The organism is Advenella mandrilli, assembly GCF_016595155.1.
GTDB classification, from domain to species: Bacteria; Pseudomonadota; Gammaproteobacteria; order Burkholderiales; family Burkholderiaceae_B; genus Advenella; species Advenella mandrilli.
The window spans coordinates 1-7,175 of the sequence record NZ_JAENGP010000031.1; the positions used below are offsets into that span (position 1 = coordinate 1).

General features: G+C 47.3%; 9 protein-coding genes, 1 tRNA gene and 1 pseudogene. 7 read left to right on the plus strand and 4 right to left on the minus strand.

What is annotated here, in order from left to right; genetic code table 11:
- Positions 1-125 precede the first annotated feature (125 nt).
- A pseudogene (locus tag JHL22_RS15685) lies at positions 126-580 on the plus strand (transposase family protein); the annotation flags it as partial.
- Between the two features lie 96 nt (positions 581-676).
- Positions 677-931, plus strand: coding sequence for a hypothetical protein (locus JHL22_RS15690; protein WP_200239526.1), 255 nt, complete (start codon positions 677-679; stop codon positions 929-931).
- Positions 932-974: 43 nt separating this feature from the next.
- On the opposite strand, the gene trhA is transcribed toward JHL22_RS15690, so the two are convergent.
- From trhA to JHL22_RS15705, 3 genes are all read right to left on the minus strand, one after another.
- Positions 975-1,592: a PAQR family membrane homeostasis protein TrhA gene (trhA, locus tag JHL22_RS15695; RefSeq protein ID WP_200239528.1), complete on the minus strand. Its 618-nt coding sequence runs from the start codon at positions 1,590-1,592 to the stop codon at positions 975-977.
- Positions 1,593-1,624: 32 nt separating this feature from the next.
- Complete coding sequence (rhuM, locus tag JHL22_RS15700) at positions 1,625-2,638, minus strand: RhuM family protein (RefSeq protein WP_200239530.1); 1,014 nt, start codon at positions 2,636-2,638, stop codon at positions 1,625-1,627.
- A 91-nt stretch (positions 2,639-2,729) separates the two neighbouring features.
- Positions 2,730-3,362: an SOS response-associated peptidase gene (locus JHL22_RS15705; protein WP_200239532.1), complete on the minus strand. Its 633-nt coding sequence runs from the start codon at positions 3,360-3,362 to the stop codon at positions 2,730-2,732.
- Between the two features lie 76 nt (positions 3,363-3,438).
- On the opposite strand from JHL22_RS15705, the gene JHL22_RS15710 reads away from it, so the two are divergent.
- Together JHL22_RS15710 and JHL22_RS15715 are read left to right on the plus strand one after the other, a co-directional pair.
- Positions 3,439-3,597, plus strand: coding sequence for a DUF4113 domain-containing protein (locus JHL22_RS15710; RefSeq protein ID WP_200239535.1), 159 nt, complete (start codon positions 3,439-3,441; stop codon positions 3,595-3,597).
- A gap of 209 nt (positions 3,598-3,806) precedes the next feature.
- Positions 3,807-4,379 carry a metal-dependent hydrolase gene (locus JHL22_RS15715; RefSeq protein ID WP_200239537.1) on the plus strand — a complete coding sequence of 191 codons (573 nt, stop codon included), beginning with the start codon at positions 3,807-3,809 and terminating at the stop codon, positions 4,377-4,379.
- Positions 4,380-4,479: 100 nt separating this feature from the next.
- Here the strand turns inward: JHL22_RS15715 and JHL22_RS15720 are convergent.
- A tRNA-Pro gene (locus JHL22_RS15720) sits at positions 4,480-4,556 on the minus strand.
- A 619-nt stretch (positions 4,557-5,175) separates the two neighbouring features.
- On the opposite strand from JHL22_RS15720, the gene JHL22_RS15725 reads away from it, so the two are divergent.
- The 3 genes from JHL22_RS15725 (at position 5,176) to JHL22_RS15735 (ending at position 7,013) form a co-directional block, all read left to right on the plus strand.
- A complete protein-coding gene (locus JHL22_RS15725) occupies positions 5,176-5,439 on the plus strand; it encodes a DUF2249 domain-containing protein (RefSeq protein ID WP_200239540.1) in 264 nt (87 codons plus the stop codon).
- Between the two features lie 14 nt (positions 5,440-5,453).
- Positions 5,454-6,227 carry a YggS family pyridoxal phosphate-dependent enzyme gene (locus JHL22_RS15730; RefSeq protein ID WP_200239543.1) on the plus strand — a complete coding sequence of 258 codons (774 nt, stop codon included), beginning with the start codon at positions 5,454-5,456 and terminating at the stop codon, positions 6,225-6,227.
- Positions 6,228-6,326: 99 nt separating this feature from the next.
- Entirely contained in the window at positions 6,327-7,013 is a 687-nt protein-coding gene (locus JHL22_RS15735; RefSeq protein WP_200239546.1) for an RNA polymerase sigma factor, read from the plus strand.
- Positions 7,014-7,175 lie beyond the last annotated feature (162 nt).

A 7,175-nucleotide genomic window follows, 5' to 3' on the forward strand; every position in this document is an offset into this window, starting at 1 on the left:
ACCTGCGTCATGTGCTGTCGGTGATTGCCGACTATCCGGTTAATCGCGTCGACGAGTTATTGCCTTGGCGAGTGCAGCTGTAAAAACAAGTTTTAAGCTGTCAATACGGTATGGGGCGGAGCATTACTTTTTACCGGGTGCTCAAGGCGCATGAACAGCTTAACCGTTGTGGTCGCACACAGCCGCCCCGGCCGCTGGCTGAACCCAGGTCTTGGGTCGCAACGGCACCCAATCAGGTTTGGTCGTGGAATATCACTTATCTGCCTAGTGCTCTTCGTGGGCAGTTTTACACTCGGACAATGGTAGTCCAATGAAAGACGCTATCATGCTGGCGACCTTGCAGCGGCTGGGTGTCGTGCCGTCATTCAGTCGGCCTTCGGTCAACGATGATAATCCGTACTCCGAGGCCCTGTTCCGAACGCTCAAATATACACCGGCCTATCCCGCAAAGCCGTTTGCCAGTCTGGAGCAAGCCATTCTGAATCACCGCAGTGCCGTTTATGAGGCCGCCAAGCAGGCCAAGCCTGAACGATGGAAGAACCGCTCTGTCCGTAACTGGAAACCGGTTGAAGAAGTCTGACTTAACCCGACCAAGGAGCACGACATCCCACCTGAAAATATAAGGTTGGCTGCATAAGATATCGGACAACTTGTTTGACAAACACCAGTTCTCAAAGTGGATGACGAAGCCCCAATTAGATTTTCTGCTAATTTGAGGCGTAGAAATGAGCATTATTATCACGCCAGCGTCCTTGGCAAAGATTATCCAGAAGAAACGGTAACAGCGCTCAAACAAATTCAAGCCGCAAAATCCAAAATACTCATTGGCATTATGCTTGGAAACGATAACAATTACTCAGAAGCAATCGGCGTATCCGGGTCAACCGCAACCACAACAGCTTTTATGAAAGCATGCGGAATTAAGCAGTAAGCGGCCTGACTAAGCGCAACTGTTCCGTGCCAACAGGAAAAAATCAAGCCACATACCTCAACATAGTGACATAATGAATACCGCTGCCCGCCAGCACAAACAAATGCCAAATACCATGCGCATGACGCCAGCGACTGTCGTTGGCATAGAATAAAATACCCGCCGTATAAGCCACACCACCGGCCAGCAGCCATAAAAAGCCGTCCCGGCCCAATGCCTCCATTAGCGGGAATAGCGCGATAATTGCCAGCCAACCCATTAACACGTAAAGCAGCATTGAAAACACCCGTTTGCCGCGCGCCAGCCAGATTTCCTGGACAATGCCCAGCACGGCCAGCCCCCACACCACCCCAAACAACGTCCATCCCCAGGCACCCCGCAGGCTGACCAGGGCGAAAGGCGTGTAACTGCCGGCAATTAGAAGGTAGATGGAACAATGATCAAATTTACACCAGATCCGCTTGGCCCTGCCGCGCAGGCTGTGATAAAGCGTGGACGCCAGGTATAAAAAAAGCAGCATGGCCCCATAAATGCTGAAGCCAACAATTTTCCAAGGGTCGCCAGCCTGTGCGCCAAGCACAATAAGCAGCACTGCACCAACAGCCGCCAGCCCTGCCCCTGCCAGGTGGGAAATACTATTAAACCGTTCACCGTAATACATTCGTCTGTTCCTTTTTAAGGCTTCATCTTCTCTCAAGGTTTGAGCAAGCTCAGGCGTTTTAAATCCTGTTCCAGTTCTTTCAGGCTGTCTTCCCTTTGACTCAAACGCTGTGCCTGCTTAAATTTCTCATATTCGATAGCCATTTTTTCCTGGGCAATTTCCTGACTTATTTTACCGGCATGCGTCAACAGGTCACGACCATTTAACTGAATAATGCTATCGAGGCGTGCCACCCAATCCTGCATAGTCATGGGTATTTTTTGTTGTGCCATCGTTTCTGCAAATGCCAGGTATTGCTCAACCAGCAGCCCTAACAATTTAATTTCATCTTCTTGCAGGTAGTTTTTAGCAATAGCGGCATCTTTCCTGTTAGGTACTACACCCTTTTTCTCAAATGCCAACATCCCCATTAAAGGTTTGTTGGCATCACTACGACGATATACCAACTCTGCCGCTGTTTGCTGGCTGATTGCCCAGAGCAGTTTGTTTTGCACCTGCGCAAAAAACGCAATAGTAGCGGGTAAACCTGGATCATAATCAATACTGGTAGTATAAATATCCTTGATCTTCTGATAAAAGAAACGCTCAGACAGACGTATTGCGCGAATACGTTCCTGTAACTGGCTGAAGTACGTCATGGACTCGCCTGTTTTGAAACGCTCATCGTTAAGCAAAAAACCCTTGGTAATAAACTCCCTGAGCTGCCGGGTAGCCCAAATCCTGAAACGCGTCCCCTGCACGGACTTGACGCGATAACCTACAGAAATAATAACGTCAAGATTATAAAACTTAACTTCATTAGACTGGGTTTTACCCGCTATGGCACCATGCTGAGTGGTTAGTCGGAAATTCCGACACACCTCTTCTTCTATCAATTCACCCTCTTTAAAAACATTTGAAATATGCTCGGTAATAGTGCTGCGCCCCTTATTGAACAGTTCGGCCATTTGAGCCTGCGACAACCAAACCGTTTCATCTTCAAGTTGCACATCCAACCGGATTTCACCATCAGCAGTCTGATAAATGAGCAAATTTGAATCAATCATTGTTATCCTTTTCCTGTCTGCCAAGTATTACCAAAACTGCCATAATAATTTAATGGCATTTTTTTGTATTCAATATGAGAGATAAATATCATTACCCACCCAACAAAAACGCCCCCTCATTACTCACATTTCCCACCGCCTTATGCGCCATTTGCAAACGCATCTTTTCTGGTAGATACTGCCCGGCAATTTGGCGTAGCTGCAACTTGTTATTATTAACCGGATCAAGCCAGGCGGCATAATCTGCCGGCTGCAGAATCACCGGCATGCGGTCATGGATATCTTTGGTCAATTCATTGGCACTGGTGGTGATAATCGTAAAATTTGGCACTTCTTCATGCACTTCCAACAGCCCGGCAAAACCAAACAGGCCGGCTTCCGGATAAATGAAATACGGTTGCTTGCCTGAAGCGGTCGCTTTCCATTCATAATACCCATTGGCTGGCACAATGATTCTTGAACGTTTCCAGGCATTCCTGAAAAACGGTTTTTCGGCTACGGTTTCCACTTTTGCATTGATGGGTTTGGGCATGGCATCAGTAGCCCATGACGGTCGCAGGCCCCAGATGGCATGCGTTAGCACTCGCCTGCCATTTTCCTGTTTAATAACCGGCGCTATTTGCTGGGGAGCAATGTTGTAGCGTTCTGGCATAAGGCTTGTAAACTCAAGCTTAAACTGGCTTTGCAGCCCCTGCGTGTTGAACAAGGCATATCTGCCACACATAAATATCCACCCCTGTTACTGCTTTTTCAGCAGAAAAATGTTATAAATATACTGTATAAATAAACAGCATATTATCATGAACACGCTGGATTTAATCAATCACCAATTTGGCAAAAACACACTGAAAATCGCCGCCACTGGCCTTCACGCCAACGACAACTGGTTTATGCGGCAAGAAAGGAAGACCCAAGGCTATACCACTAACTGGAATGAATTGATGGTGGTGCAGGCTTAGCGGGTACGCGTTCCCATGCTCTGAACTGTCCAACTTTAGGGGGTCAGTTCACTCCCGCGTGGGAACAAGTAGCCAGCCATAAATAAAAAACAAAAATGCTGGAATCCCAATTAATTTAAGCAATATATATTACCATTAACATATTAATAATTAATTATTACTGCGCCTGTATAACGTGCAGCATCATTAAGTTACTTGGATGTTTTTAAATGACTGGTAAAGGGCATAGGCTTACTGGCCTTGGTGCCGCATTTATCGCTGCGGCTATTGCAAAAATAGCAGGACTGGACGTATTTTTACAAACGGTAAGTGCTCTCGTAGCAGCTGCTTCCACCTCCTTACCCGACTGGCTCGAAATTCCCTATTACCGCAAAGGGGTACGAACCGGTTCGCTCATTAAGCACCGCACTTACACCCATTGGCCCTGGTTTTGGGTTGGTTTAATGTATTGTGGGTTTTCTATTAAAGGGTTAGAAGGAGCTGCCATGATTGGCGCAGCAACCGGTGCCTTAAGCCATATTCTGGCCGACGCTCCCAACCCCATGGGGATTCCCTGGATTCATCCCCAGCAACGAATTCGTTTTGGAAAAAAAGGCTGGTGGCGCTCCGGTAGATACGAAACAGTCCTGGTGAGTTTATTTACGGTTTTTGGTGTAAGCATTTGGGTACAGGTGAACCCGGAGAATGTATTTGCCCAAGGCTTAACGCAACTGACTCAGGAAAGCGTCAAACAAATCAGCGTTGTTTTACAACCCTTGGTGCAAAATTTTATAAGGCTTTAGGGTAAGGTTTTTTCAAGTTTACCCCTAAATTTACCCCGCATCAAAACAGGCATAAAAAAAGGACTTCCCGTTTTCACGTAAGTCCTTGATTTAATTGAATTGGTCGGAACGGAAGGATTCGAACCTTCGACCCCTTGCACCCCATGCAAGTGCGCTACCAGGCTGCGCTACGCCCCGACGTTACTTATTTGCCTGTTCACACATAGCTGTGTAAGTAAGAATAAAACTATAGCATAATTCTAAAACAAAATGCAAGCCCCTGCCTTTTATTTTCTCAACTATATTTTCTATTTTCAAGCGTTCTTGCTTGACAATTTGCTACCGCAAATATTTCCGGTTCCGTCTTCATCACCCCAAAACAGCAATGATCATTTCATAAGCAGTTGACAAAAATTCCCTGTCAGATCAAGACTTAAGGTAGTTGCTCATTTCTTATACGCAAGGTTATCCACAGTTAAAGTGGATAAAAATATACCCACATTCCTATTCAAAACCGGCTTATTTCCAAAATCAAATAAAAAACAAGGCTTTTTTAATTTTATTCAGGGCATAAAGTTACCCGCACATCACGCTTTTTTGTATGAAAAAACACACACTTTCCTTTTTTTCTTAACCTGCATCAATAATACCATAGTAAATTACTCAAGTAACCACAAACCAATTATGGTTCCTGCCCTTGCGGGAAAAAGTCGTATCTATAATTAAATCATGGTGCAATACTTTCCCTGTACCACCCGGTACATTGCGCCTGCCATCCTCTTATTCACACTTACTTATTTACTTTATTTCAACTATCATGACCCAAGACGCTTCTTTACCCATGTTTGACCAACATGTTTACCCATTCGATGCACGTGGCGTTTCCAAACGCTTTCGCCACGCGGCTATTTTTGGTGCCTTGTCTGCCCTGCACCCAGGTGAGACAATGCGCTTTTGCAATGATCACGATCCCTTGCCCTTATTGGCGCAAATAGAGGCGCATTTTGGTAACCAGGTTGCCATTGCCTACGTTGCCCGTGAGCCTGGCGAGATCGTGATTGACTTCCAGATACAAGGCTAATTTTTTAATCACTCATGACAACCCCTCCCCAGGAAAACCGCTACCCCACCGCCTTAACCATTGAAGACTTCAAAAGCAAGCTGGCTGCAGTCAGGCAAAAAATTGCCGCTGCCTGCCATCGCGCTGGTCGGGATGCTAATACTGTGCGCCTGTTACCCGTTAGCAAAACGGTAGACAAGGCACGCATTCAGCTGGCCTATGAGGCAGGATGCCGTTTTCTGGGTGAAAACAAGGTGCAAGAAGCTTTTGACAAATGGCAGTCCCTGCCAGAGCTGGCTGACTTGCAATGGTCGGTGATTGGCCACCTGCAAACCAACAAGGCCAAATTTGTAGCCAAGTTCGCGGCAGAATTCCAGGCACTGGATAGCCTCAGGCTTGCCCAGGCTCTTGAGCGCAGATTACAGGCCGAAGGCCGCTCATTAAATGTGTTTGTACAGGTCAATACCTCGGGTGAAGCCAGCAAATATGGTCTTCCTCCTGAAGAAACCGCTTCTTTCATTCAATCCCTGGCGAATTTTGATTGCCTGAAAGTCAAAGGATTCATGACACTTGCCTGCCTGTCAGACAATGAGCAGCGGGTACGCGGCTGCTTCCGCCTGCTACGCGATCTGCGTGACCGCTTGCAGCAAGATGCCCCCGCCAATGTGCAGCTGCACGAACTCTCCATGGGTATGTCGGGCGATTATGAAATGGCGGTAGAAGAAGGCGCCACGGTGGTGCGTGTTGGTCAGGCCATTTTTGGTGCGCGTGCCCTGCCCGACAGCTATTATTGGCCCACGCAGCCATAAATGGCTTCAACTTCCCCTGGCACGAATAACAGAACGTTTTATTTGTGAAACGCATCAAATACAGGTATAACAGGAGAAAAGCACTTTCGGGAGACCGTTATGCCACTGGACATGCCACGCACAGCCTCTGCAGAAACATCAGATAATGACCTGGTTTTTCAAATTATTGCAGGCAATACGCCTGCCTTTGAGATTCTCGTACGACGGTATAACCCACGCCTGTTCCGGGTTGCGCGTAGCATCCTGAAGCAGGATGCCGATGCCGAAGATGCCCTGCAGGAAGCTTATATCCATGCGTTTTTGCATCTGGCCGCTTTTCGGGCTGAAGCCCTGTTTTCCACCTGGCTGACCCGGATTGTGATTAATGAGTCGTTGGGGCGCATTCGTAAAAACAGGCAATGGAATAATGTGATTGATCTTCATGAAAACATTAGTCCAACCGATATTGCTGAAGGTGCCACCATGAGAGTCACCCACCATTCCGAACCTGAGCACCAGGTTTTGCAAACAGAAATCCGCCACCTGATCGAGCAAAAGCTGGATACCCTCCCCCCCTTGCTGCGCCTGGTATTTATATTAAGGGCGATTGAAGAAATCCCGTCTACGGAAGTGGCTGCTTTACTGGAGGTTCCCGAGGCAACGGTACGTACCCGGTTTTTTCGGGCAAGACAACTGATGCAAGAAGCCCTGTCACGGGAAATTGAAGCCGCGTATGGTGATGTGTTTGCATTTGACGGAGAGCGTTGCGACAAAATTGTAGCCGCGGTTATGGCGCGGCTACACTAATTACCATTAAGTGCGGAAAGCCCCATCATTCATGCTGGGGATGGATAGCACAGGGTCCGAAGGACACCATTTTCCTGCACTCTTTTCTGTTTCAATTATACTAAACCCATGCAACGTCTCCAAGCCTACCGATTTGAACTCATGCCCAATGGGCAGCAACAG

What these genes read in the sequence shown, in the direction of transcription:
- rhuM (WP_200239530.1), bottom strand. Translation starts at nt 2,638, where the DNA reads ATGATTGATTCAAATTTGCTCATTTATCAGACTGCTGATGGTGAAATC.
- JHL22_RS15735 (WP_200239546.1), top strand. Translation starts at nt 6,327, where the DNA reads ATGCCACTGGACATGCCACGCACAGCCTCTGCAGAAACATCAGATAAT.
- JHL22_RS15710 (WP_200239535.1), top strand. Translation starts at nt 3,439, where the DNA reads ATGAACACGCTGGATTTAATCAATCACCAATTTGGCAAAAACACACTG.
- JHL22_RS15725 (WP_200239540.1), top strand. Translation starts at nt 5,176, where the DNA reads ATGACCCAAGACGCTTCTTTACCCATGTTTGACCAACATGTTTACCCA.
- JHL22_RS15730 (WP_200239543.1), top strand. Translation starts at nt 5,454, where the DNA reads ATGACAACCCCTCCCCAGGAAAACCGCTACCCCACCGCCTTAACCATT.
- JHL22_RS15715 (WP_200239537.1), top strand. Translation starts at nt 3,807, where the DNA reads ATGACTGGTAAAGGGCATAGGCTTACTGGCCTTGGTGCCGCATTTATC.
- JHL22_RS15705 (WP_200239532.1), bottom strand. Translation starts at nt 3,362, where the DNA reads ATGTGTGGCAGATATGCCTTGTTCAACACGCAGGGGCTGCAAAGCCAG.
- trhA (WP_200239528.1), bottom strand. Translation starts at nt 1,592, where the DNA reads ATGTATTACGGTGAACGGTTTAATAGTATTTCCCACCTGGCAGGGGCA.